The sequence below is a fragment of the Zooshikella sp. RANM57 genome (assembly GCF_050749885.1).
GTDB lineage: Bacteria > Pseudomonadota > Gammaproteobacteria > Pseudomonadales > Zooshikellaceae > Zooshikella.
Genome location: NZ_JBOIUB010000004.1, coordinates 78,686 through 103,974, shown reverse-complemented (window position 1 = coordinate 103,974; position 25,289 = coordinate 78,686). Strand labels below are relative to the sequence as shown.

Sequence of the window (25,289 nt, the reverse complement as noted above, 5' to 3'; positions counted from 1 at the left end):
GCCGTTTTATATAAGGTAGATATAAAGTTCGTATGGGGACAACATTGCACACTGAGTAGCCGATAAAGTATGGTGTAAATTCGTTCAACAACATTTCAGGAAACAGCTACACTCATTCAACACGTTTAAAATGAAAGTTACAGGCTATATAAACAACCGTTCATGAAAAAAATCACTTTGACAGGTTTGCTTACCTACGGCTTCTCACTCATTCTGCTTATTGCTGTCATCAGTATTTTGTCACTTGGACTCTTTAGTACTGAAAAAAATACTGAAAAGCTTTTTAATCAAATTGCAGAAATGGGGATAACCTCCATAGAAGACCAATTAAAAAGTCACCTTCGTCCCATTAATAATCAACTGGAATATCTTGCCTCACTGATTGAGTCAGGCTACATAGCCACCAATGATTCGCAGCAGTTCAATAAGCTACTACAAGGTACTTTAGCCGCTACCCCTCAAGTGGTGGGCATCGCCTATGTCGATGAACAGTTCTTTGCCCGCTATTATGCACGAGACAAAACAGATGTCTTTAAAGACTACTGGCGAGACCATCCCGTTATCACTCACTTGTTAAGTGCACCAGAAGCAACCAAGCGTGTGAAATGGCTTGACCCGGTTTATATTCCTGGTTTGAAAGCCAGCATCATCCAGGCTTATCGCAAAGTATCACTGCCTAATGGCAAAACAGGTTTATTACTTACAGGGGTTACGCTGGAAAAGCTCAGTGCCATTATTAAAGAAAGTGCAAAGGATATGCGACCAGTTATCTTTTTGCTTAACAACCAGCAACAACTCTTAGGTTTATCCAGTACAGATTATCAACCTGGCCATTTCGTGAGTGCTGAAACTCCCGCTCCAACCTTAGCAAATCTAGCCAAAAATCATCCCTTAAAAGCTATTTGGGGGGGCAGCCAAACACCCAGTAAGTGGCTGAAAAACCCCTCAATAAAAGGACACAGTATTGCACTTGATGACAACACATGGGAGTTCATCTACACAGACTTTACCGGATTTGGTGATTCTCCATGGATAGTGGGTATTTACTTCAGCTATGACCAGTATGCAGATATCGAGCAAACCTTCATTCATTTACTGATTGCCAGCTGTTGTATTCTGTTGGTTATGATGCTGCTTGCTGTGGGTGGTGCACGTTTCATTGGTAACCGGTTAAGGCATATTACAATGATGTTTGCCAAAGTTGGCCAGGTTCCACTCACCAAAGTACCCAGGCTGAAAAAACAACCTCTTCAAGAATTAAACCTGCTAGCACATGCGTTTAATAACATGCTGGATGATCTACAATCCCATGAAAACCTGAGACGGTTATTTGGACAGTATGTCCCCCACAACATCGCTAAACAACTCATGCAATCTAATGGTACATTAGAACCAAAGATGCAAAAGGCCACCATTGTTTTCATTGAGATTGAAGGATTTACTGCGCTGGCAGAGCAAATCTCACCTCAGCAACTTTTTACCATGCTCAATGAGTACTTTTCCCTGATCACACGTATTTTAGAAAAGCATGATGGCATGATTACTCAATTCCAGGGAGATGCAGTATTAGCCGTATTCAACATTAATACTCCCGCAGAGCATGCAAGGCAGGCTCTCACTGCAGCAATCGAAATACAACACGCACTCAGCACAACATTATTCTGTAATCATCCAATGCGCTGTCGCATTGGTATTAATTCAGGTGAAGTGATCGCCGGTAGTGTAGGCGCTAAAGACCGTTTAAATTATACCGTTCATGGCGATGACGTTAACCTTACAGCACGTTTAGAGGGGCTTAATAAAGAATACAATACCCGTATACTGATTTCTGAAGCAACACATCATTTAGCACCCGACTTCACCTGTCGAGAAATTGGTAAAATACACATTAGGGGAAAACAACGAGCAGTAAGCGTTTTTGCCCCAAACTCCGAGCGAAGTAGTCATTCATCAGGACAAGGCTATGTGTACCAAACTGCCATTTAGTTATTTGCATTTGCTACCACTAACATTATTTCATTCATAGTGATCAATCAGGGTAGAAAGCAGGTAATGTGTTTATGCCACTTAGACTGCTTCTATTGCAGATACTCAAAAGTAAGGTACAATCTGTCCCGTCTTAGGGGAGTAGCCGCTTGCAAAGGCTAAAACCGTTAACGGTTTAACCTTCAAGGTTTAGGTCAACATAATTGATTCCTCAATGAATCATGGCCTAAATGCAACAGTCCTCGCTGTTTTGGCAAGACCTTTGACACATATCTCCTTCGCATAGGGCGGGTAGGAGTGTGTGTCATTGGAACGAGCCCGCCCTAAGAGTCCATTATGAGTGCATTATTTTTTTCAACTGTTTCTGTTGCTCTAGCAGAAATCGGTGATAAAACCCAGTTATTAGCGCTATTGCTCGCTACTCGTTTTAAAAAACCAGTTCCCATTATCCTTGCGATTACACTAGCAACACTCGCCAACCATGGACTGGCTGCGGTTTTAGGCAACTATCTTAATCACCTGATCAGCCCTGACTACTTATCTTGGATTGCAGCTACCAGCTTTATGCTGATGGGTATGTGGATTTTGATACCCGATAAACTGGATGACACTCCCACCAAAACACATCACTGGGGTGCTTTTTTAACCACGCTGGTGCTGTTTTTTCTGGTAGAAATTGGCGACAAGACTCAAATAGCAACCATCATTCTAGCAACCCATTATTCAGCCACCCTACAAGTAATCGCAGGCACAACCGTGGGCATGTTACTCGCCAATGTACCTGTGGTAGTACTTGGTCGATTCGCTGCAGACAAGCTACCACTTCAGTGGATTCGTTGGATCACAGCGCTACTCTTTATCTTACTGGGAGCAATGGCACTAATCATCAGTTAACCGCTTTTAGTCACCTTTAAAGTCCTACTGTTCAAATCAGATCACAACAGAACTTGTTTTTAAAACAAAATCTTCTAACTACAGGGGTTGTGTTTTTGATTTGAGTATGTAAAATTCCCGCAATTTTGTGCGAGTAGAGCCAACCGCTATTGCACATTAGTTATATACCCTAACGACGTCGTTTATAGATGTTAAAAAGGGTATATACTCTCAGTGAAGGATTTTGATTTACTGGGTGGTAGTTTTTGCTGAGTGATAGCAATTAATCTTAAAAATCACTCTTGAGACTAAATCTTAGTTGTACCACCAAAAGGGTATGTACTGAGTCAGCTAAAAACCTAATTTGTCGTATTCCAGACAAACAAGTGAGGAAAAAGTAGTTGTGAATTGTGATGGGCAAATTCTAACGATATCTATCACCAGCAATCACTGTCTTGTTGGCACAGAGTTAGCTCATTCTTCTATATTTTCTTCTACTTCGACTGCATTGCATTTCAAATCAATGCTTTTCAATATAATACACCTTACCTTTTTGTTTGCTATGATCTGGCAATACCGTCCCTTTAAACACCAGATAAACAACCGATTTGCTATTTTTTTAATTTATTATCAAAAATTTAAAAAGCCCCGTAATCGGGGCTTTTTTTTGACCCGAAAAAGCGAGTGAGCTATGGCAAACCCTCTATTTCAAAAAAATATAATCTCCATTTCAGACTTAACGCGAGAACAAATGGAGTTAATTGTTCGCACTGCTGAGCGATTAAAGTGTGAGCCTCCCCCCCCTTTACTCAAAAATAAAGTTGTTGCCAGCTGTTTTTTTGAAGCATCGACACGTACCCGGCTTTCTTTTGAAACGGCCATCTTACGCCTGGGTGGAACGCACATTGGCTTTGACAATGATGCTAATACCTCATTAGCAAGAAAAGGTGAATCGCTAGCAGACTCAGTCAAAGTGATTTCCTCTTATACTGATGCATTTGTCATTCGCCATCCTCGTGAAGGTTCTGCGCGATTAGCCAGTGAATTCTCTTCAGTTCCTGTCGTCAATGGCGGTGATGGCGCTAACCAACACCCGACTCAAACACTCTTGGATTTATTTACTATTTTTGAATGCCAGGGAAAACTGGATGAATTAAATATCGCTTTTGTTGGGGATCTAAAATACGGTCGAACCGTTCACTCTCTTGCCCAAGCCTGCTCTTTATTTAAATGTCGCTTCTTTTTCATTTCTCCTGAAGCATTAGCCATGCCAGACTATATTCTGGAAGAGTTAGATGAAAAAGGCATTGAATACCAAGTATCCCAAAGTATTGAAGATGTCATTAATGACGTTGATATTGTTTATATGACTCGTGTTCAAAAAGAGCGCTTTGATGAAACTGAATATAAACATATGGCCTCTAAATATATTCTAACCGCAGAAATGCTGAAAGATGTCAGAAAAAATTTAAAAATACTTCATCCACTTCCTCGTGTAGACGAAATTACCGTCGATGTGGATAAAACCCCTTACGCCTATTATTTCGAACAAGCACAGAATGGCATCTATGCCCGTCAGGCATTACTCGCGCTTGTATTAAACGAAACTCTTTAACCTGTAGGATAAAAACACTATGGCTAATAAATTACTGGTTGAGGCCATTCGCAAAGGTACTGTCATTGATCATATACCTGCGGGCCAAGGCATTAAAATTTTAAAACAACTTCATTTGGTTGATGGCAATGAAAAAATTACGGTTGGTTTTAACCTACCTAGCCAGGAAATCGGTTTAAAAGATCTTATTAAAGTAGAAAACCGATTATTTACTGAGTCAGAGGCGAATGAGCTTTCATTATTTGCACCTAGTGCAACCATCAACGTCATTGATAATTATGTCGTAAAAGACAAGTTCACAATGTCAACACCTAAAACATTAGAAGGTGTATTTGATTGCCCCAACTCAAACTGTATTTCACTCCATGAACCTGTCACCAGTTATTTTAAGGTTACTACGAAACATGAAAGCATTTACCTGAAATGTAAGTATTGTGAAAAAACATTTAGCAAAGATATTGTAGCGGGGTTATAACCCCCTACCTTTCCAAACATATACCCTTAAGGGGTATATGCAACGCGATTGTTTTCACCTGACACTGCATAACACCCTTCGAACACGCCGTAAATCCTTCCCTGGAGGATTGTTTGCCACATCCTTGCGGCAAACAGTCCGCTATGCATTATCCAGTCGTTGTCTACCATTAAACTAATTCATGCCCTGCATTGGCACAATCTATACTCATCACAAGCTATTTTTATATGTAATTGCTCTGTTCAAACTCATGGGTCATTCAAAATATTAACCAGTGGGTTGCTGCTTAATAAAAATGTCCAAATTGAAGCATATGCTCTTAGTCAGTGCATACATACTTCACTTTTAGCTGAATGATAAACACTGAAGTTGCTCCTTAATTCAACTCCAGGCCTTAACAGCACTTGCTGTAGACATATTTTTCCGGCTATATGATTAATCGGCATTAATAATGCATTAATCCCAGTGCATCATTTAGCAAAAGGCATCAAGTGTTTTACAACCTGCTAATAATTACTGTTTAGCTATAAAACACGTTATAAAGTAATGGAAATATGCTCTTCACTCTATTAGAGATACCACTTCATCAAAAAGGGAGTTCATGATGACATTCATTGCATCTCAGTTATTTTCTTCAATGGCTTTACAAGAGTTTTTTGCACATTCCACAGGAGAGCAAACTCAACCTTTACGACATATGCGTTATTTAAATGGTGCTAAGAAACAAAGCGTCAACGATGCATTTGACCATTTTCTTCCAGAGTTTAACCAAGCGAGTACCGAAGAAGCATTGGCTGAAAACTGGCTCAGCAGTGAAAACTTAATGGCTTCTCTCTGGCTTGATAGCATTTGCCGAGCTGAACCTGATTTAGCCCTTTAAAAAATACTCATTAGAGAGAGGAGCATATTCAGTACCATTTATTTCTCCTTTCTCTTGCCTCAATCCCTTTCACTTAGACATACCTCATTAAGAGCGGTAAACATCAAGTTAATGGCGCCTTTAAGTATAAATACAGAAAAATATTGCTATATTACTCACAGTGCAAGCCCAATACCTTTGGTTCTTCAGCAAAGCAAATCGTCACCCGCCTGTTTTGTTTTCCCTTTGATTTAATATTAGAAACAACAAGCGCTGGAATTTCTCCTGTATTCGCTACATGGGTTCCTCCACAAGGTTGATAATCAATGGAATCAATTCGAATCATACGAATATTACCGACACCTGTGGGCGGCTTTACCGACATGGTTTTTACTAATTCTGGTTGTTTTTGCAGTAATTCTTCTGGCAATTGTTCCACAGTAACAACATGGTTAGCACAACAGAAATCATTTAACTTTGTTGTTATTTCTTCTTTGGTCAATGTTAACTCAGGGCAAGCTAAGTCTATTCGAGCTGATGTCTCATTAATTTGACACCCTGTCACAGGAAAAGGGAGTACGGCGGATAACACATGAAGTGCCGTATGCAGTTGCATAAACTGATAGCGACGCTGCCAATCAAGTATTAGGTTAACCTGCAACCCTACAGGAAGTACGCATGATTTATCTTGCAAATAGTGTACTACCTGACCTATTTCCCCACCTTTTAGGGTATTCACAATCATTAACTGACTGTCATCACCAAAAATTACCTTACCCGTATCACCCAACTGTCCTCCACCTTGAGGATAAAAGATAGTCTCTTGACAGCGAAACCATCCTTCGCCACTTTCCACTATGTTCGTAGTACATGTCTGAGCATAACTTTTGGTTAAAAACTTCATTTCCATAAAACACTTTCCCACACAAAATTGTATCGATACAATTTAAAAATAAACCTTTAATAATCGCTACAAAATAAAAACATTGTTAGTATTAATCACCCTAAAACTAACATCAACAAAAATATTGATACCATGACAATTCTCTGGATAAACCCCGAACAGGTTAATGAGCAAACAGGCCCCAGCTATCAACGCATTGCAAAAGCTTATATTGAGCAAATTAAAACGAGCACTCTCACACAAAAAAACCAGCTCCCTCCCCAAAGACAGCTAGCCGACCGCTTGGGTGTTACCGTTGGCACTGTGTCACGAGCGTATAAACGATTGGAAGATCAAGGCTATGTATATGGACATGTAGGGCGTGGGACATTTGTACGCCAGCAACAACCTGATAATGGTTTTCAGATTCCCCAGCATGTTGCAACCAACCGCATAGACCTGAGCTTAGGTATAGCGCCTCTTACTGAGCAACCTTTACTACTCAGTCAAACACTTAAGCAGCTCAGCCAACAACCAGAATCTTTAGCTTTACTAATGGGGTATTACTCTGAGCAAGGTATGCCCCATCAACGTGAAATAATCGCAAACTGGTTGCAACAGTTTAATTTAATAACCAGTGCTGATCGGCTGTTATTAACAAATGGTGGGCAACATGGGGTTAATATTGTCATTGCCAGTCTTTGCAAACCTGGAGATACGGTACTATGCGAACAGCTTAATTATCCTGGATTTATCGCCTCAGCACGCCAACACCGACTTCAACTGCTTGGCGTTCAATTAGATGAAAAAGGCATTATGCCCGATCATTTTGAAGCACTTTGTCAAAAGTATCAGCCTCGCGCCATATACCTCAACCCAACATTACATAACCCAACAACACATACTACTCCCACAGAGCGTAGGCAACAGATTATTGATATCGCCAATCAATACAATACATGGATTATTGAAGATGATGTGCAGGGTATTTTGCAGCAATCACGCCCACCTGCACTTTATAATTATGCCCCTGAACGTGTTTTTTATATTGGTAGTTTTTCAAAGCTGTTGGCGGGTGGTCTACGCAGTGGTTGGATTATTTCTCCAAAAAGTACATTACCTTTGCTTGCCAGAAGCTTACGAGCCAACTGTTGGCTAACACCACCCATAACCCACGAAATAGCCTGTCGCTGGTTACAAGATGGCAGTGCCAATAAACTGATTCAATTACAGCTTTCCACATTAACACGACGTCATCAAATAGCAGAAAATATCTTAAGTTCTTTCAATCCTATCAGCCACCCACAAAGCTACCATATTTGGTTACCGCTTCCTCCCATCTGGCAAGCTCAGGAACTGCATAATGCTTTAGCACAAGAAAATATCGATATAACGCCCAGCGCTTCATTTGCCGTAGGTAATGCCCCCATACCTCAGGCTATTCGAATCTCTATTAGCCATATCATAGAAGATAATCAGCTTATTCAAGCATTACAAAAAATTTCAGAACGACTAAAAAGTATTCCTCCAGAGCCCGAAGATTGGTAATCCTGACGTAATAGATAACATCACTGATCGTATAGCAACTGCTACACTTAAAGGAAAGTAACGCTTAAGTGACTGTACAACACCAATAACAACAGGAACACTCATTCATTCTCAATAACTAGATCAAAAAAGGTATAGTTATCTTGAACCATAGACCGTACAATGTACTGGTAGTAGCAAGCACTAATAAAGCACTGCATAACTTACTTAAAAACAGCAAAAAACTTCAGGAAGAAGTTATACTGATTGCAGCCAGTTCCCTAAATGATGCAGAGCAAACTATCGGATCATCTGAAATTGATGCTGTTATTGTTGATATTAATATTGGTTCTACATCACTCATTGAGTTTAATTATCAACAACCACAACTTCCCACACTTCTAGCGGGAGACTTGAGTGCAGAGCTATCAGTTGATGAGTTAATTCATGAAGGGATGTATGATTTTCTGGATGTAACAAACCTGCCTTTAACAAGTATTGTAACCTCCATAAAATTATGTATATCACGCTATGCAGCCCAAGGTATCGCCCATGCTTGGCACCATCCTATTCTGCATAAACTAAAAAGCATGGAACATATTTTTTCATTTACCCCTCAGAAAGAATACTCAACTTCAAACCAAATCCATAAAATGTTAAAAGCAAGCTGTGAACTTTTTGGTGAGCAGTTTTGTTTTATATATCGCTTAATGAACGATCAATTTGCTGTGGATTTTCAACACACAACAATAGAGCAAAAACCACTCTTTAGCCTACCGATTCAAGAAAAATTGAATTATCTCACAATTAACAGTCCTAACCCTATTCACTTTACTTACCAACAATTAAGTGAGCATTTTAGTGAGGCACAACTAGAACAAGCTACCAAATCCTACATGGGCTGTCGAATTATTGTTCAAGAAAAAGTATATGGGGTACTTTGTTTATTTAGTAATATGCCTAGAGTTGTCCCTTATACAGGAATAGATATTAGTTTTCTGAAAATTCTCGCAGAATGGACGGGTACACTACTTAGCCGACAACTTATTATTGACCAACTACAATATACTGAAACGCATGATGCATTAACTGGGCTACTCAAACGTTATAGTTTCTTGGATCAATTAAAACGCTGTTTTGCCAGAAGTCTATTATCAAACAATTATAGCTTTGCCCTCATTATACTCGATATAAATAATTTTAAAGAAATAAATGAACAATTTGGCCATACGGCAGGTGATGCTCTATTAAAGCAAGTTGCAACACGCTTACAAGCTAACACCCGCCCCAAAGATACTGTTGGTCGATTCGCAAGTGACGAGTTTATTGTTATCGTGGAAGATGCAGATCGTCAACAGGCAGAACAGTGCTGTATGAGAATTCATAGTGCATTTACTGAACCCTTCGAAATTGAAAATACTAAAAAAAATGTCACCTGTGCTATAGGCTTCGCAATCAGCAATGAACACCAAACAGAACATAACTTACTAAACGCGGCAGAAAGCATGCAGGTCAAAGCCTAATAACATTGCTTCAAAATGATACCATTTCCAAGGCGCCCTATTCAGCGCTATAATCGCCTAATAATTAAAAATATATACTTTTTACAGCTTATTTAAAGACGTTAGAACACATCTAATCGCATAGCTTATAAATTATGCTCTATTGCATAACGCGTTAACTCTGCTGTGCTATTAATGCCAAGCTTTCGTTTAATTTTCTGACGATGAGTTTCTACTGTACGCACACTGATGTGCAATTTCTCTGCAATATGCTTACTACCCTCTCCTTCAGCAAGCAAGGCAAGCACCATTTGCTCTCTTGGGGTTAGTGGTATATTTGGTATCGTTGCTTCTTTCTCACTATCTAACAATGTCTGTGAAACAGTCCGACTCAAGTATGTGCCACCATGAAATACCACTTCAATAGCATTAATCAGTTCAGTGGCAGAAACGTCTTTAAGCACATAACCAGAGGCTCCAGAACGCAATGCACTTAGCAAATACTCTCGACTATCATGCATTGTCAAAATCAATACAACTAAATCTGGATACCATGATTTAATACGCTGTAAAACCTGTATACCATTCATGCCTGGCATACTTATATCCATTAACACGACATCAATAGGTGTATTTTCTATTTTTTGTAGTGCACTTTCACCATCACTTGCAACTGCAACTACATCTAAATTAGATTGTTGCGATAAACGTGCTCTTATACCCTCTTGCACAAGCACATGGTCATCTACCAATAATATTCTGATATGCTGACTCATAATGACTATCAAGTTTCTTGTATAGAAAGCAGAGGTAACTTGATTATTATTTTTGTGCCTTTTTGAATTTTGGTATCAATGAACATCTCTCCTCCATGATAGCCTATGCGCTCACGCATATTTCTTAGCCCTACTCCTGTACTAGCATCCGTTATCGCGCTGCCATTACCATGATGATTTAACGAAATACCTTGTCCATTGTCTTCAATATACATCATCAAGGCAAGCTTATTTACTTGAAACCAAAGCTTTACTTGCGTAGCTTTAGCGTGACGCTCAACGTTAGTTAGTGCTTCTTGAGCAATTCTATAAAGTGTGGTTTCTACATCACTTGCCAATCTCAGATTATCGACAGCAACATAATGAACATCAATATGTGTGCGATATGAAAAATCACGACATAGTGCTTCTAATGCCGGAAATAACCCAAGATGGTCTAATAAGCTAGGTCTTAAATCTCTTGATATACGCCTTATTTCCTGAATAGCCTCATCCAGACGTTTAATACCACACTGCAACTCTTGCTCAGCGGGGCTTTTTTTGTTGACATGCTCTTTTGCTGCTTCTAACGAATATTTAATACACACTAATAACTGATTAATCCCATCATGAAGTTCTCTGGCTACTCTCGCACGCTCTGCTTCCTGTGAATCTACAATTCGTTGAGTAAGCTCTTTTAATTTTTTATCTGCCAATTTTTTTTCACTGATATTGATAGACAAAATCAACATGATAATCATTGAGATACTGATAATTGTAACAACTAGCACTCGAACAAAGGTATTATTAAAGCTATCAGTCACTTGGTTATTAAAATTTTTTATCTCTTCGTCGATATCATCAATATAAATACCTGAGCCTATCATCCACTCCCACTCTGGTAGTAATACAACATACCCAATTTTAGGCATTTCTTTATCTACTGATGGCTTATTCCAGCAGTACTGGAAGAATCCACCACCTTTTTTGGCAATTGTTACTAGCTCTTTAATGACTTGCTTACCATTTTTATCTTTTACATGCCATACATTTTTCCCCTGAATATCAGGCAACATAGGGTGAACAATATTTGTGCCCTCCATGGTGTAGACAAAAAAGTACCCATCCGTATCAAACCGCATACTATTCAGAAGTTTCTTCACCTGCTGTTTTGCGGTAGCAACATCCTTATTAACATCAATAATATGGCTAATGGAATACATAGCTATATCTACATAACTTTGAAGTTCATACTTTTTTTCAGCCATGATGTTTTCTTTTACTATACGACGCTGCTCCTTAGCTAAATCTATAGATCCAAGAAAAAACATTAATGAAATCACTGTGATAACAACCACTAATGGAATAATAGCTAAAAGGATTATTTTAAATTTTAACGAGCAAATCCCATAATCAGGCATAGAGTTGTTCTCACTTCCTTGTTTTTAGTTAAAAAGTCCCTTAACTCTGTGGATATATTCCACAAAGGTCAATGTTCTATGCAATTAAAATTGCATCAAATTATTCGCAAAGTTATAACATGAGGAATATAATCTGCAACTGTGGTTCATTATTTTCGTTGTCTAACAAACCAACAGATAAGTAGTTTTACTTAAGAAAAACTACTGAGCTAATTTGCGTAGTTTTGCGGATAGGTAACATCAAAAAAAAAACATAGAATAGGAACTGTCCCATGCGGCTAATTGGCATGCTTGTTTGATCCTCTTGTCAGTGCAGATCTTTCAGTGAGTCAGGTAATAGGTAGTTTGAGTCAAGATCAGTACTGACCTTCTTTTCAGCTCCTTTTTATAAAAATAGCCTGTTTGCACTACTCCAAGTGTTGCCTCACCAAATGATCTATAGAGGAAACACCTTGCTCATTTTTCCATCAGCATCCATTCTGAAAACCTCAAATTTAAACTGGTTTAAATCACCTGCATCATTGAAAGATAATGAACCTATAAGCGTATCAAACGACTTCTGACGTAAAGTATTAGCGATATCAGCAGGCACAAGAGACTTAGACGTTGATATTGCTTTTGCAAGCACCTGGACTGCAGCATAGCTCGTGTAAATAAAAGGGCTACCCTCATCTAATTTTTCCTGATGTAATCGCTCAACAATATTTTTAGCTTCAGGCCATGTTGAAAAAGCGGGAGGTAGCGTTACCAATAAACCATCAGCCGCTTGAGCAGACAGCGGCATGATATCTTGACTGGCAATTGCTTCAGGTCCCATGGCTTGAATAGAAAGCCCCTGACGTTTACTTTGCCTCAGCATATGAGCTAATTCTGGATAGTACCCACCATAATAGATAAAGTCGATTTCTTGCCTCTTCAGGATCTCTACTTCTTGATCAAAGTTCATGCGACCGACTTCTACTTCCAGCATCAACTTAATAGGGAACTTATTCTGCATAAGCGTTGTTTTAACTGCCTCTGCCACTCCCTTGCCATACTGTTGTCTATCATGAATGATGGCTAGGTTCTTAGGCTTATGATGCATAATAAATTCTGCAGCCAATGGACCCTGTTTTGAGTCAAGCCCAATGGTACGAAACACCAACCGGTATCCTTGCTGAGTGATCGAAGGACTGGTTGATGCAGGAGTTATCATCAATATGTTATTTTTCTCATAAATGGGGGCAGCAACTTGTGTCGCACTTGAACACAGATGGCCTATTACATATTGAATTTTTTGTTGAACAATTTTCTTCGCCACATCAACGGCTTGTTGCGGGTCACAGGCATCATCAAATGAAATTAAGTTTAGGTGGACTGAATGTGCTGCAGACTGATTAACATCATCCGCTGAATATCGAGCGCCAGTAAACTGCATATCACCATATTCTGTAACAGGGCCACTCCTGGGACCAACCACTGCAACATCAACTTGGCTTCCTGCCCAGAGACTTTGTGAACCCCACAGCAGGATCACAAGCAATATTCGCATAAATATACCTACTTAGAGCGTCTAGTGATCAATTGTATTAGATTGGTATAAATCCTTTCTTGAAGACGACTTAAAGCACTATTTACATCGATCAATCTTAACATCCCAGCCAAACTGACACTTTGAATTGAATTAGAACGTGCTACCATACAATTGCTAATAAAGTAGCCGAAAATATCAATAAAATTCCATTGAAAATTAATTAATGAACATTATCTAAAATAACTATTCTGAATTTCGTAAATGCGTCCTGATTTATTTAACTCTTCTACAGCTTTTTGCATTTTGCTCGCAACATCGGCAGGGACTTCCTTATTAAGTCCAATAAATAAATCGATTTCACCAAATACAAAAACTTGCTTAACCGAAATCCCTAGCTTTTTTGCTAACATCTGGCCCGATAATTCACTCGATGCCCATAAATCTATCTTGCCTTCATCCAGTTTCTTGGCAAGCCGATCATCTTTAAGCGATGTTTGTAAATTGAAACCATTGTCAGTTAAAAATTTTTCTTTAGCATCCCCTTTATAAGCCCCAACGATATATTTCTTTGCATCACCAAGCTTGTTAAGCGTGATACTACTATCTGCTTTAGCAAGAAAAACCCACTTATTCTTTGCTACTGGTCCTACCCACTGAAATAAACTGGCTCTTTCTGGCGTCCGTGCCATAGAAAAAATACCATAGTCAGAGCGCTCTAATGTTTGTTGATAAATACGGTTCCAAGGAAAACGTAAGGTAATCTCACAAGATACATTTGCTTTCTTACACACTTCACGAACAACGTTAGTTGCAATGCCTACCACTTGGTCACCACGAGCAAAATTCCCCCCCCCTGCACTCATGTTAAATGGGGGACTGTTTTCAGTAAGTAGTTTTAACTCAAAAGCAGGCAAGTTAAATGAAATACTGCCGAATAGCAAAAATATGCTGGCTATCAGCCAATTGTTGCGGCTCATTAAAAATTACCTTTTAAAACAGGTAGTATTATCCATCCCACATAAAGCATCATACTTAAAACACATCCTTAGCGCTCAATAAACATTATTCATTGTTAATATAAATAAGTATGACGACAAGAGTAATCATTAGTCAATTTTAGATTAACATCACAAAATATTTTGGATATTTCTTTCAAAAACAGCAATTAGTAAACCACTGTTTATTAATTAAGTCTTTTACCTCATCCTTACAGTTAAAGCTTACAGATACACTTAACACCTACAAATAGCTATTGATCGTTTCTTCAATAAAGCCTTCTTTACGTATCTCATCCAATGCACTTTGTAATTTATTAACGACTTCTTCAGGGACTTCTGGATTAAGTGCTAAATACAATTCTGACGTATTAAAGGTAAATACTTTCTTAAGGTTTCTAACACCTTCTTGTTGAGCAAGATAGCGTCCTGAAGGATCACCAGTCGCCCACAGATCAATTTTACCTTGATTAAGTTTTTTAGCATTTTGATTGTCTTTTAACGATAAAATCAGTTCAAACCCTCGTTTTTGTAAGAAGTTTGCCGTGGCATCTCCTTCATAACCACCCACGCGATATTTTTTAGCATCTTCTAAACTGGAAAGAACGATTGAACTTGATTCTTTAGCAAGAAAAACCGAATCAAACTGAGCAATTGGCCCTACCCATTTAAACATTTTCTCACGATCCGAATTCCGGACTGTGGAAAATAGCCCATAGTTACTTTTCTCACGGGTTAAGTTAAAAATTCGATCCCAGGGAAAACGAAGTGTTAACGTATAGCGAATACCTGCCCGCTTAAACATCTCTCTGACAACGTCAGCTGAAATACCATCAATATTATTATCTCGAGCGAAGTTTTTATCATTAACGCTCATGTTATACGGGGGAAAATTTTCTGTGAGTAAAATAACTTTGTAGTTAGGATCGATGTCAGCTGTAGAAATATTAGCAAACCCAGCTGCCAGGCATAGTACACACCATTTCAACCATTTATAGAACATGCCACTAACCTCGTTACTCGCTTACTTTATTGTTAGTTTAGGACGTGTGGCGTTCCTTGCTTAATAATCTCCTATCAATTAAATGAGGTTCTGCTAAAAAGTAGGCATATATAATTTACACACGTTATTAATTCGTAACTGTCTAAATTATAAACGCTCACTAGAATGCTTCTAACTTATAATCCTATTCAAATATCTGTCAAGTGCTTTTATCATAAGATTTAGAGGTGTCCTTAAAGTAAGTCTACTCACCGCAAAGGTTCGCATAGTTTAGTACGCCACTAAGTGAACAAGCATCAGTAACTTACCAAGACCTCAGCACTAAGGAACACATTGTGCGTAATGCCCAAACTTAATGTAGAATACGCGTTCAATATATCACTTCATTTAAGTTAAGCCACCGGCTCGGCTATTGGTATATTTTTAACCATCCATTAATAGGAAACATTATGACGTATGCCCAGCGTTCTTCGGAGCTATATGGCATTTCACTTGCTGCGCTCGGCTTTTTATTATTCAGTTTGATGGATGCCAGTTCAAAATGGTTAACATCCAGCTATCACTTTGCACAAATCAGTTTTTTGACTTTCTTATTTAGCCTGTTGCCAATAGGTTTCATTCTATTACGTCAACGTAAAGGCAGCAGTAGCCTTTTTAAAACACAACGCCCTACACTTCAGTTAACCCGAGGGCTAGTACTATTAGGGTTAAGGCTTTGTGCTTTACTCGCCTTTAGTATGATGCCATTGGCAGATAGTTTTGCACTCATTCTAACAGGCCCAATCATCTTAGCGCTCTTAGCCCCCTTATTATTAGGTGATAAGCTGAATAAACGGCAAATTATGGCCATAATGATTGGCTTTTGTGGCGTATTAGTTGTGCTTCGACCTGGAATAGGTAATTTTAATATCGGTATGTTAGGGGCTCTAGGTACCGCATTTTGCTTTGCTCTTAATACTATTATGCTGCGTATTATGAGCAAATCTGAACAACAAAGCACCACGCTCTTCTACGGTTGTCAGGTACCGCTCATTGTCTCAGGCATACTCATGCTTTATTACGGGTACACACCACCTACAGCCCAGGACTGGCTCATATTTGCACTATGCGGTTTTTTGAATGGTCTTGCGCAAATGCCAATTTTTGCTGCGTTAAAATATATTCCAGCGCCCATGGTTGGAGCCTTTCAATATTCAGTTGTTGTCTGGGGAGTTATTCTTGGCTACTTCATTTGGGGAGACATTCCTGATGCCTTCATCATAATTGGTGCAGCCCTCATTGTGTGTGGCGGATTAGTGATGGCCATCAACCCAAAACAGTTTCGTCGCCAACCCTTTACAGATAACTCAACTCAACCTTAATCGCTCTTCGAGTGCAACTAAATCATTGCACTCGACATCAGCGTATTAGTAAAAGTCAACATGAACAGATTGAGTTAAGGTACCATCTAAATCAAAAATCCATAGGGATTTATTTTTTAATGAAAAATGACTCCATTTTGGGTTACTTATTTCTCATGTTGCCTGATTAATCCTTCTTGCATTGTTGAGGCAACCAATTGTCCCTGTCGGTTAAAAAACTGCCCTCGCACCAATCCTCTTGCGCCTGAAGCAGATGGACTATCTACAGCATAGAGTAGCCAATCATCCATTCGAAAGTCTTGATGAAACCACATCGCATGGTCTATCGTTGCAACTTGCATATTTTTTTGCCACAGAGAAACCTTATGCGGCAATAATGCTGTTATTAAGAAATAAAAATCTGATGCATACGCTAATAAATATTTATGCACACGAAGATCATCAGGCATAGTACCCGTTGCCTTGAACCACACATAGTTAACAGGGTCTCGCCTTTCTGGTGCAAGAGGATTTACTGGGTTTACAGGTCTTATTTCAATTGGCTTATCGCAGGTTAATTTTTCTCTTAAGGGTTCTGGAATTAAATGCTTAAATTTTCGAGCCATTTCCAGCTCTGACATTAACCCTTCAGGACCAGGAACCTCAGGCATACTATCCTGATGCTCAAAGCCATCCTCTTTACGCTGAAATGAGGCTGACATGTATAAAATAGGCTTACCATTTTGAATAGCTGCAACACGACGTGTTGTAAAACTTTTTCCATCACGAATGCTATGCACATCATAGACAATGGGTTTGGAAACATCACCTGGACGTAAAAAATAACTATGGAATGAGTGTACACTACGACTTTCATCTACTGTTTGCTTTGCCGCTGACAGCGCCTGCCCCATTACTTGGCCACCAAAAACCTGTGGAAATCCCAAATCCTGACTTTGACCTCTGAACAGGTTTTCCTCAATTTTTTCCAGTTGCAGTAATGCTAACAGATTATTTAATACATCAGCCATTGATTACCTCAAATACAAAACTCATAAAAAATGCTTTATTACTACCAGAGTTTAGTCAGTATCTAAAACATCAACTTTTTAAAACAATTTCTTACAACAAAAAACTATCATGCTATATTCAAAAAACTGATAATATTTCCGTTTAATCATTTTTTTTTACTGAACTATTCAGTAATACTTTCACCTGACTATACCACTGCTGTTGCTCAACAATTATCCCCTCTTGATTTAATGGAGGATAAGGCAGTTGGTGTTTATCACAAAATTCAGCTACTAAAGGGTGGCACCACCTAAACAGTAACTGCTGATAAACAGATTGTTCAAGCCTAACATGATTATAAAGCCCTTTATTCTCACGTTGTCGTTGTGCTTCACTTAAAATAATAGCGGCTGCAACAGATACATTATATGATGCCACCATACCTTGCATAGGAATAATAATATGCTCATCTGCAACCTCGGCAGCCGTTGCACTGACGCCCTGCTTCTCAGCCCCAAGTAAAATCGCACAAGGTTGTGTGTAATCAACCGCTCGAAAGTTCACTGCTCGTGTCGAGAAGTGTGCTGCAAATATCTTAAAACCTGCAGACTTCAAGTAATCAATACCCTCTTGCACAGTATCATGCGAACGTCGAGTAACCCATTGGTGACTGCCCATCGTTGTGCCCGGAAGGCTTCTATAGCCTACTCGTGGGGTTGTGTAATGAAATTCACCAATCCCCACAGCATCACATGTTCTTACAATAGCCGCTAAATTATGCGGTTTATGCACCCTGTCAGTGATTACTGTCAAATCTGGTTGACGACGATCCAAGGTTGCTTTATATCGCTTATAACGCTCAGGAGTCACTTAGTGTTCCTTCTAATTCACTACTACTGAAATTATCGCTATATACCGCTAATCACGCACTATATTCACCTTCTGATTCAGTATATCTGCTATTAATGTACTTTTGGAGCGCCAGATAGAACGACAGACTTAGCATCCACTACCAAAATGGATGTACGAACAACGACTTATACTCATGCTATTTTTTATTAATTATTGCTCTTTCATATATTTTGTTTCCCATTTTTACTCAGTAAAAGCTTATATTTAATACGACAGGGGAATACCACAGGAGCCCTTAATAATGATTGAGGTAAAACAAGAGTGGGTTTTCAGATCAGGAAATGGGCTGCTGCAAACAACAACCCTCTTGTGCCCTAGCAGGGTAAAATTGATTCATGAAGGGGAGAGTAGCGTTTTTTAATCTGTGTTATCTGGCTTACTATTACATTCGCCAGGGTAATACCCATAAACTTTCCCATCTGCACAAGCCTCACAACTATTTGACTTTTGCACCCACTCAACCGCTTCATCACAAGGTGTTGTTACACAACGAACCCCCGTATCACGCTCAGCACACACAGGTTGATAATGACGTGTACAAGCCTCAGGTCTCGTTTCTGGGCAAGCAACATAATTCGCAGGTTGTTTAGCTACACAACCAACACATACACCCAATAATATACAGATAAAACTAAGATACTTTATCATCAACCTTATACCTTATCATCTTAAAGCTTATATCAGTGCTAATTATACCCAATGAAAATGATATACAACCCTTATTTCCTATTTTCAATAATATTTATGAATGCCCTTGTTGCTGTTTCTTAATCTTTAACATTAAACGTTCAAATAAATGCGGACAGAAATATGAAAGCATACGGGCTCTTCGACCTACATTTGACAGCACTACTAACCGCTTACGTTTTGTCGCCGCTTGATAAATCTTATCAGCCACATCAACAGGTGATGCTAACTGTCCAACCAGCGAAAAAGGGGACTTGGTAATTGAACCATCGCCTTCAAGCGCATTTTTATGGATATCCGTGGCCGTAAAACCTGGACACACCATCATAATGTCCACCCCACACTCATCAACTTCCAGCCTTAGACTTTCAAATAAACCATGCAATGCATGCTTACTTGCACTGTACCCTGAGCGATACCACATGGGTGTAAAGCCAGACATACTACTTAACGTGATGACTAACCCTTTACTCACCAATAATGCCGGTAAGGCTATTTTTGTGCAATATAATGCACCAAAAAAGTTGACATCCAACACACGTCGAAATACGGTAATATCTGTATCGATAAAAGCACTCCGATGTGTAATCCCTGCATTATTTATCAAAACATCAATACTTTTAAAGTGATCAAGAATCAAATTAAAGGCATGATCAACATCATCTTCTCGACTTACATCACAAGCAATCCCCAAGGCACGGGTATTAAGTGCTTCCAAATGATTGGCTAAGGCATCAAGTTGAGACTGGTCAAGATCTATTGCAGCAATCCAAGCACCTGCACGAGCAAAGCGTAAACACAGCTGCCGACCAATCCCTGCACAAGCACCAGTAATGACTACAACTTTATTACGAAAAAAATATTTCATTATAAAAACATATTATTTTAATTATTCTTAAAAAACTTATACTAAAGAATAGCAAATTTTTTATTACGTAGCGGTTACCTATACTCTTCGAAAATGGTTCAAATCCAAATGTTATTTCAGTCACAAATGAAAAATCATAAGGCACCTCTAAAAATAGTGATTTTTTTGTGAGAGCAAGGAAGCACTGCACGGAGGACCGCAGTGTATAAGACATACATGAGGGCTAAGCAACTGCTGTATGCTTAGCGATAGCAACCTTAAGTATTTAATAAGCGCTAGCTGGGGCAAGAATACAGCGCTGACATAGCTTTCACGGAAAAAGTGAATTATTAGAGGTGCCCATAAGCCATATACTTGAATAATCACCAGATGCCTTCATATTATATAACCTGGCTGCCCACCAGAAAGTGCATACCCTGAAAGGGTATATTTTTTTACTTGTCTATAGGAATGTCTTAGTGCCTGACGTTACACTCGTCATTTATACAGCAGTCTGTATCCTTTTACTGGGTTTTGTCGTATTCAAAGTATTTATCATACCTCAACTTCGACGCAAACGTGCTCTCAGAACAGCGTTTCCACAAGATTGGCATGAAGTCTTAAATAAAAACTTTGCTATTTATCACTTATTGCCTCAATCATTAAAACTCAGACTACAAAAATTAATCCAACTTTTTTTGTTAGAAAAAAAATTTTATGGCTGCCAAGGACTTTCCTTAACAGAAGAAATTCGAGTCACCATTGCTGCACAGGCTTGCCTACTCATATTGAACCAACCTAAAGCATGGTACAATAAGTTACAATCAATCCTTGTTTATCCTGGTGCTTTCACTGTTCCGGATGCGCAACATTCTGAGCAAGGCGTTATTTCCTCCGCCCCTTCTCACCGTTTAGGTGAATCCTGGCATAATGGGCGAATTGTTCTGTCGTGGGATGATGTCATTACTGATAGCCGTTACCCACAACGAGGCCAAAATGTGACCTTCCATGAGTTCGCCCATCAGTTAGACGCTGAAGATGGGTATACTGATGGTATTCCTATTTTAGGCCCCAAACACAGCTTTCAACACTGGAGCCACTTGATGGCTGAAGAACTGACTCGCTTAAGGCATGAAGTCATCGTAGGTATTCCACATGTAATTAATCAATACGGCGCGACAAATGCAGCAGAATTTTTCGCTGTAGCCACTGAAACTTTTTTTACTCATCCCCATCAGCTGGCAATGCATAATCCAGCATTATTCCAAATTCTACATAGTTACTACCAATTAGATCCTCGAAGCTGGACAAATAATCAATAGAAAAATACAACTTAATGATTAAGAATGTATTTTTCACGTTTTATTTGAGAAGCTTTTAAACCTTTTTCTTTTGTAAACAGCGAAAAACAACGATCGACCATATCAGGATGGCCGCAAAGCATAACTAAAGCATTAGGGTGAGTATCAAGTGCAATTAAGCTGTTTTGTACATGCCCCAAATGCCCATGTGGCAATTTTGTTGTCTGCAGTCGACTGAAGCAGACAGAAAAGTGAAAATTTATATATCGTTCTGCAAGCACTCGAAACGGATAATAAAAAAATAAATCTTCGGTATTTCTGACCCCAAAGAATAACTCTACTTGGCAACCATTTTTCAGGTACTCTTCCAGTTCAGGTAACATTGCATAAAATGGCGCTATGCCAGTACCTGTTGCAACCAAAATGAGTTGAGGTGGACACTCCGCAGCTTCAGGTAATAATAAACGCCCATACGGTCCCTTTAACAAAATTTGCCAACCTGGCTGAGCATGCTGAAACTGGGTAGAAGCAACACCATGAGTCAATAAGGTTGCCACAAGACTCAATGACGTCATTTCCTGATACGGAGGTGAAGCTAAACTATAGCTTCTGGCTACTCGTTGCTTGTTAACATCCCACTCCAGCTTGATAAACTGTCCCGCCTGGAAACAGAAAGGTTCAGATAGTTGAAAACGCAACCATAACACTCGTGGTGTTAATAGCACTTTACTTAACAATGTGATTTTTTGGCTCGTGATATCCATTGGCTTTTTCAATGTAAACTACGCTGTCGTTTTAACTTATTAGACTAGCTCATTTTACATTTACCTAAACCCCTTCAAGCACGATCAACAAATAATCACATTAAGTATACTGAGCAACAGAAGCTTTTCTAACCATGTGAGTTTGTAGCGGAGCATCCATTAAAGACTTATCTTCAACACCCACAACAACCCCCAATGATTTACCTTGCTTTTGCATAGCTGATTCAGCAACCGTACGCATTGCTTTTCTCAAAGGTTTACCTAACTCTGAATACCACTTCTTCTGTAGTCGAAAGTCTACTAACTGTCTTCTGGCTGCCTCATCCACTAACATGCAACCATGATCTAACAGCATAATCATCCTTAACAGGTTCCAAACAAGCGGGTCATTCCAGAGCACTTTGTATTGAACTTTGTTATTAACTGCAGTTGCACACTGGGGTAAGTGCCCTGACAAGTCGATTTTTATTCGGGTTATAACTTGTTCCATCTGCAGATGTTGCTCTAGTATCAATTTATCCCATTGTTTAATTTTTTTGTCGGCTTGTTGATCACCTAATTGCACACGATATGTCATTCTTTTAATCATTTTAGCAACAGCTTTAATGTCCAGCACTCTGGCACCATTCACAAAGGCTTCATGATTGTCCAGATGACGCATCGTCAATGCAGAATAGATAGACAAAACACCAAACACTTTTTTAGAGCTAACGACTTCATCTTGCTTGATTTTTGCCGTATGAATCACCGCTTTGCCGTGGAAAGTTTGACTATTACCAAACACATCAACTTGATTACTCATCCCATAATACTCCTGCTATCCCTATTCAAATTAGGGTGCACTCTCCACAGCATATACTTTTACGATAAAGTCAAATTTATGAAGTAGAAGTGCTCATCATAAAGCGAGAGCTATACATAACAGCAAGGACAGCTATGTTTTATAACCTATGTATGATAGGTATAACTCTCATCAATGAATTTGTCTTAACTTTATGACCACAAATATTACACTAGTGCTATTTTCATAATGGGAGAAGCCTCACAGCATAGTTTACATTCTGCAATAATTTTGAAAAATCAAACCTATTCTTACACGAATGTGCAAAACATCTGTCTTCCTCTTCACATTACTCTCTTGAACTCAATTCGTAGTATACTCACAACACTGTATACTTTTTTCATTAGTGTAACCCATACAAGAGGCAATCATTAAACTTGTCATACCCTTCACGAATCATTTTTAGGGTTTGTTGTCAGCGCTCTTCACCCCAGTCACTTATTAATATAAGCTCCTGGGGCTTCATCACTTGACAGCCGCCCCTAAAAATCCTTCGTTATGGGTATACATAAAGATAAACGGTACATCTGTCAAAACTTATTCTTTAAAGGAACTTTATGAATAACCCGTTACTAGGCATACCCTCTATCATCTTTATCATTTTTGGGGGAATATACAGCCTTCTAAGTCTTGGCTCATTGCTTATTTATCATTTAAAGCAACGTGTAGCGGCTCATGATTACCAAGAATTAACCAAACGTATTAATGCTTGGTGGGTGATGGTGACTATTATTTTTTGTACCTTTTTAGTGCCTGAAGGCTTTACTATAACAGCGATTGGCTTTCTTAGTTTTTTTGCTTTCAAAGAATTTGTATCACTGATTCCTACCCGTCGTACTGACCACCGCCCCATCTTTTGGGCCTATATTGCAATTCCCCTCCAATTTTACTGGATTTACATAGGTTGGTATGGCATGTTTGTTATTTTCATCCCTCTCTATATGGCACTTTTTTTACCCATGCGTATGGTATTAATCGGTAATACCAAAGGATTTATGGCTGCGGCTAGTACAATAAACTGGCTACTTTTATTTACTGTTTTTTGTTTAAGTCATATGGCGTACTTTTTGAAGCTTCCAGAGAGTGTTAACGAACATGCAAGTAATTATGGTTTTATTTTATTTTTAGTCCTACTTGCTCAGTTTAACGACGTTATGCAGTTTACTTGGGGGAAATTACTAGGCAAACATCCCGTTTTATCAACAGTAAGTCCTAAAAAAACAACTGAAGGATTTATTGGTGGTTTAATCATTACCACATTATTAGCCTATCTATTAGCCCCTTACCTAACACCGCTTACGGTATGGGAAAGCATTGGAGCAGGACTAATGATTGCGACTTTTGGCTTTATCGGCGATGTTTCCATTTCTGCCGTTAAACGCGATCTGAATATTAAAGATAGTGGCAATCTAATTCCTGGACATGGCGGCCTTCTTGATCGTGTTGATAGTTTAATTTATACCACACCATTATTTTTTCATTATGTCTACTACTTACACTACTAAAACAAAAACTAAGTGGCTCAAGCTACTCTTTTTTGCTGCGTTTATAAAGCCGCTTATTAAAATTCTGATTGGCCTACGTATTTATAACCGTGAGCATTTACCTTGCAACGGGCCTGCTATTGTCGTTGCCAATCATAACAGTCATCTTGATGCCATTGTCTTGATGAGCTTATATCCTCTTAAAAAATTATCAATGGTAAGACCTGTCGCAGCAGCAGACTACTTTTTAAGAAATCGTTTCCTTTCATGGTTTTCAACGCATGTACTCGATATTGTCCCCCTTTCTCGTAATAACACACAGAATAAAGAAGATCTCTTACACCCCTGCCATCAAGCATTAATTAATGGTCAAATACTCATTTTATTTCCTGAAGGAACCCGTGGAGAACCAGAACAACGTCAACCATTAAAAAAAGGGATTTATTATTTGAGCCAAGCACATACAGAGTGTACGGTTACCCCTGTCTTTATCTACGGACTCGGTAAATCATTACCCAAAGGAGAAAAAATTATTGTTCCTTTTTTCTCAGATATTGTCATTGGACAATCAATTCCAGCAGCATCTAACGCCTCCGATTACATAGTCAACCTGCAAGCAAGCTTCGATCAACTATCAAGCAAAATAAAAACTGATCGTTATATTATTTAAAACATAAAAAAAGCCACACATTGTG

Annotated in this window: 24 protein-coding genes; 12 read left to right on the top strand and 12 right to left on the bottom strand. The window is 38.9% G+C overall.

Going from position 1 to position 25,289, the window contains the following annotated elements:
- Positions 1-162: 162 nt before the first annotated feature.
- The 6 genes from ACQ96U_RS10260 to ACQ96U_RS10235 all read left to right on the top strand — a co-directional run bounded on the left by ACQ96U_RS10260 (position 163) and on the right by ACQ96U_RS10235 (position 5,829).
- On the top strand, positions 163-1,986 hold the full coding sequence (locus ACQ96U_RS10260; RefSeq protein ID WP_431721154.1) for an adenylate/guanylate cyclase domain-containing protein: 1,824 nt from the start codon (positions 163-165) through the stop codon (positions 1,984-1,986).
- Between the two features lie 336 nt (positions 1,987-2,322).
- Positions 2,323-2,880, top strand: a complete 558-nt coding sequence (locus ACQ96U_RS10255) for a TMEM165/GDT1 family protein (protein WP_431721153.1) — start codon at positions 2,323-2,325, stop codon at positions 2,878-2,880.
- A gap of 670 nt (positions 2,881-3,550) precedes the next feature.
- Positions 3,551-4,474, top strand: coding sequence for an aspartate carbamoyltransferase (pyrB, locus tag ACQ96U_RS10250; protein WP_431721152.1), 924 nt, complete (start codon positions 3,551-3,553; stop codon positions 4,472-4,474).
- 19 nt (positions 4,475-4,493) lie between these two features.
- Entirely contained in the window at positions 4,494-4,949 is a 456-nt protein-coding gene (pyrI, locus tag ACQ96U_RS10245) for an aspartate carbamoyltransferase regulatory subunit (protein WP_431721151.1), read from the top strand.
- A 37-nt stretch (positions 4,950-4,986) separates the two neighbouring features.
- Entirely contained in the window at positions 4,987-5,127 is a 141-nt protein-coding gene (locus ACQ96U_RS10240) for a hypothetical protein (protein WP_431721150.1), read from the top strand.
- Positions 5,128-5,550: 423 nt separating this feature from the next.
- Positions 5,551-5,829: a hypothetical protein gene (locus ACQ96U_RS10235; RefSeq protein ID WP_431721149.1), complete on the top strand. Its 279-nt coding sequence runs from the start codon at positions 5,551-5,553 to the stop codon at positions 5,827-5,829.
- A 151-nt stretch (positions 5,830-5,980) separates the two neighbouring features.
- Here ACQ96U_RS10235 and ACQ96U_RS10230 read toward each other — a convergent pair whose 3' ends face one another.
- Positions 5,981-6,718, bottom strand: a complete 738-nt coding sequence (locus ACQ96U_RS10230; protein WP_431721148.1) for an alanyl-tRNA editing protein — start codon at positions 6,716-6,718, stop codon at positions 5,981-5,983.
- 126 nt (positions 6,719-6,844) lie between these two features.
- Here ACQ96U_RS10230 and ACQ96U_RS10225 point away from each other — a divergent pair, with 126 nt between their 5' ends.
- Positions 6,845-8,239, top strand: coding sequence for a PLP-dependent aminotransferase family protein (locus ACQ96U_RS10225; protein ID WP_431721147.1), 1,395 nt, complete (start codon positions 6,845-6,847; stop codon positions 8,237-8,239).
- A gap of 143 nt (positions 8,240-8,382) precedes the next feature.
- A complete protein-coding gene (locus ACQ96U_RS10220) occupies positions 8,383-9,741 on the top strand; it encodes a sensor domain-containing diguanylate cyclase (RefSeq protein WP_431721146.1) in 1,359 nt (452 codons plus the stop codon).
- 125 nt (positions 9,742-9,866) lie between these two features.
- Here ACQ96U_RS10220 and ACQ96U_RS10215 read toward each other — a convergent pair whose 3' ends face one another.
- The 5 genes from ACQ96U_RS10215 to ACQ96U_RS10195 all read right to left on the bottom strand — a co-directional run bounded on the left by ACQ96U_RS10215 (position 9,867) and on the right by ACQ96U_RS10195 (position 15,407).
- Entirely contained in the window at positions 9,867-10,496 is a 630-nt protein-coding gene (locus tag ACQ96U_RS10215; protein ID WP_431721145.1) for a response regulator transcription factor, read from the bottom strand.
- An 8-nt stretch (positions 10,497-10,504) separates the two neighbouring features.
- On the bottom strand, positions 10,505-11,896 hold the full coding sequence (locus ACQ96U_RS10210) for a cache domain-containing protein (protein WP_431721144.1): 1,392 nt from the start codon (positions 11,894-11,896) through the stop codon (positions 10,505-10,507).
- Positions 11,897-12,332: 436 nt separating this feature from the next.
- Positions 12,333-13,427 carry an ABC transporter substrate-binding protein gene (locus tag ACQ96U_RS10205; protein ID WP_431721143.1) on the bottom strand — a complete coding sequence of 365 codons (1,095 nt, stop codon included), beginning with the start codon at positions 13,425-13,427 and terminating at the stop codon, positions 12,333-12,335.
- A gap of 212 nt (positions 13,428-13,639) precedes the next feature.
- Positions 13,640-14,386, bottom strand: coding sequence for a substrate-binding periplasmic protein (locus ACQ96U_RS10200; protein ID WP_431721142.1), 747 nt, complete (start codon positions 14,384-14,386; stop codon positions 13,640-13,642).
- Positions 14,387-14,648: 262 nt separating this feature from the next.
- Positions 14,649-15,407: a substrate-binding periplasmic protein gene (locus tag ACQ96U_RS10195; protein WP_431721141.1), complete on the bottom strand. Its 759-nt coding sequence runs from the start codon at positions 15,405-15,407 to the stop codon at positions 14,649-14,651.
- 449 nt (positions 15,408-15,856) lie between these two features.
- On the opposite strand from ACQ96U_RS10195, the gene ACQ96U_RS10190 reads away from it, so the two are divergent.
- Positions 15,857-16,768 carry a DMT family transporter gene (locus tag ACQ96U_RS10190; protein ID WP_431721140.1) on the top strand — a complete coding sequence of 304 codons (912 nt, stop codon included), beginning with the start codon at positions 15,857-15,859 and terminating at the stop codon, positions 16,766-16,768.
- Positions 16,769-16,914: 146 nt separating this feature from the next.
- Here ACQ96U_RS10190 and tesB read toward each other — a convergent pair whose 3' ends face one another.
- The 4 genes from tesB to ACQ96U_RS10170 all read right to left on the bottom strand — a co-directional run bounded on the left by tesB (position 16,915) and on the right by ACQ96U_RS10170 (position 20,225).
- Positions 16,915-17,778 carry an acyl-CoA thioesterase II gene (tesB, locus tag ACQ96U_RS10185; RefSeq protein ID WP_431721139.1) on the bottom strand — a complete coding sequence of 288 codons (864 nt, stop codon included), beginning with the start codon at positions 17,776-17,778 and terminating at the stop codon, positions 16,915-16,917.
- A 142-nt stretch (positions 17,779-17,920) separates the two neighbouring features.
- Positions 17,921-18,628: a tRNA (guanosine(18)-2'-O)-methyltransferase TrmH gene (gene trmH / locus ACQ96U_RS10180; protein ID WP_431721138.1), complete on the bottom strand. Its 708-nt coding sequence runs from the start codon at positions 18,626-18,628 to the stop codon at positions 17,921-17,923.
- A 399-nt stretch (positions 18,629-19,027) separates the two neighbouring features.
- Complete coding sequence (locus ACQ96U_RS10175; protein WP_431721137.1) at positions 19,028-19,318, bottom strand: hypothetical protein; 291 nt, start codon at positions 19,316-19,318, stop codon at positions 19,028-19,030.
- 94 nt (positions 19,319-19,412) lie between these two features.
- On the bottom strand, positions 19,413-20,225 hold the full coding sequence (locus ACQ96U_RS10170) for an SDR family oxidoreductase (RefSeq protein WP_431721136.1): 813 nt from the start codon (positions 20,223-20,225) through the stop codon (positions 19,413-19,415).
- Between the two features lie 458 nt (positions 20,226-20,683).
- Here ACQ96U_RS10170 and ACQ96U_RS10165 point away from each other — a divergent pair, with 458 nt between their 5' ends.
- On the top strand, positions 20,684-21,526 hold the full coding sequence (locus ACQ96U_RS10165) for a zinc-dependent peptidase (protein WP_431721135.1): 843 nt from the start codon (positions 20,684-20,686) through the stop codon (positions 21,524-21,526).
- Positions 21,527-21,537: 11 nt separating this feature from the next.
- On the opposite strand, the gene ACQ96U_RS10160 is transcribed toward ACQ96U_RS10165, so the two are convergent.
- Together ACQ96U_RS10160 and ACQ96U_RS10155 are read right to left on the bottom strand one after the other, a co-directional pair.
- Entirely contained in the window at positions 21,538-22,269 is a 732-nt protein-coding gene (locus tag ACQ96U_RS10160; protein ID WP_431721134.1) for an FAD-binding oxidoreductase, read from the bottom strand.
- Between the two features lie 100 nt (positions 22,270-22,369).
- Positions 22,370-23,071 (bottom strand): hypothetical protein, encoded by a 702-nt coding sequence (locus tag ACQ96U_RS10155; protein ID WP_431721133.1) that lies wholly within the window; start codon positions 23,069-23,071, stop codon positions 22,370-22,372.
- A gap of 596 nt (positions 23,072-23,667) precedes the next feature.
- Between ACQ96U_RS10155 and ACQ96U_RS10150 the strand changes: the two genes are divergently transcribed.
- Positions 23,668-24,615: a phosphatidate cytidylyltransferase gene (locus tag ACQ96U_RS10150; RefSeq protein WP_431721132.1), complete on the top strand. Its 948-nt coding sequence runs from the start codon at positions 23,668-23,670 to the stop codon at positions 24,613-24,615.
- Positions 24,593-25,264, top strand: coding sequence for a lysophospholipid acyltransferase family protein (locus tag ACQ96U_RS10145; RefSeq protein ID WP_431721131.1), 672 nt, complete (start codon positions 24,593-24,595; stop codon positions 25,262-25,264). The genes ACQ96U_RS10150 and ACQ96U_RS10145 overlap by 23 nt, the downstream gene beginning before the upstream one ends.
- Positions 25,265-25,289: the final 25 nt, after the last annotated feature.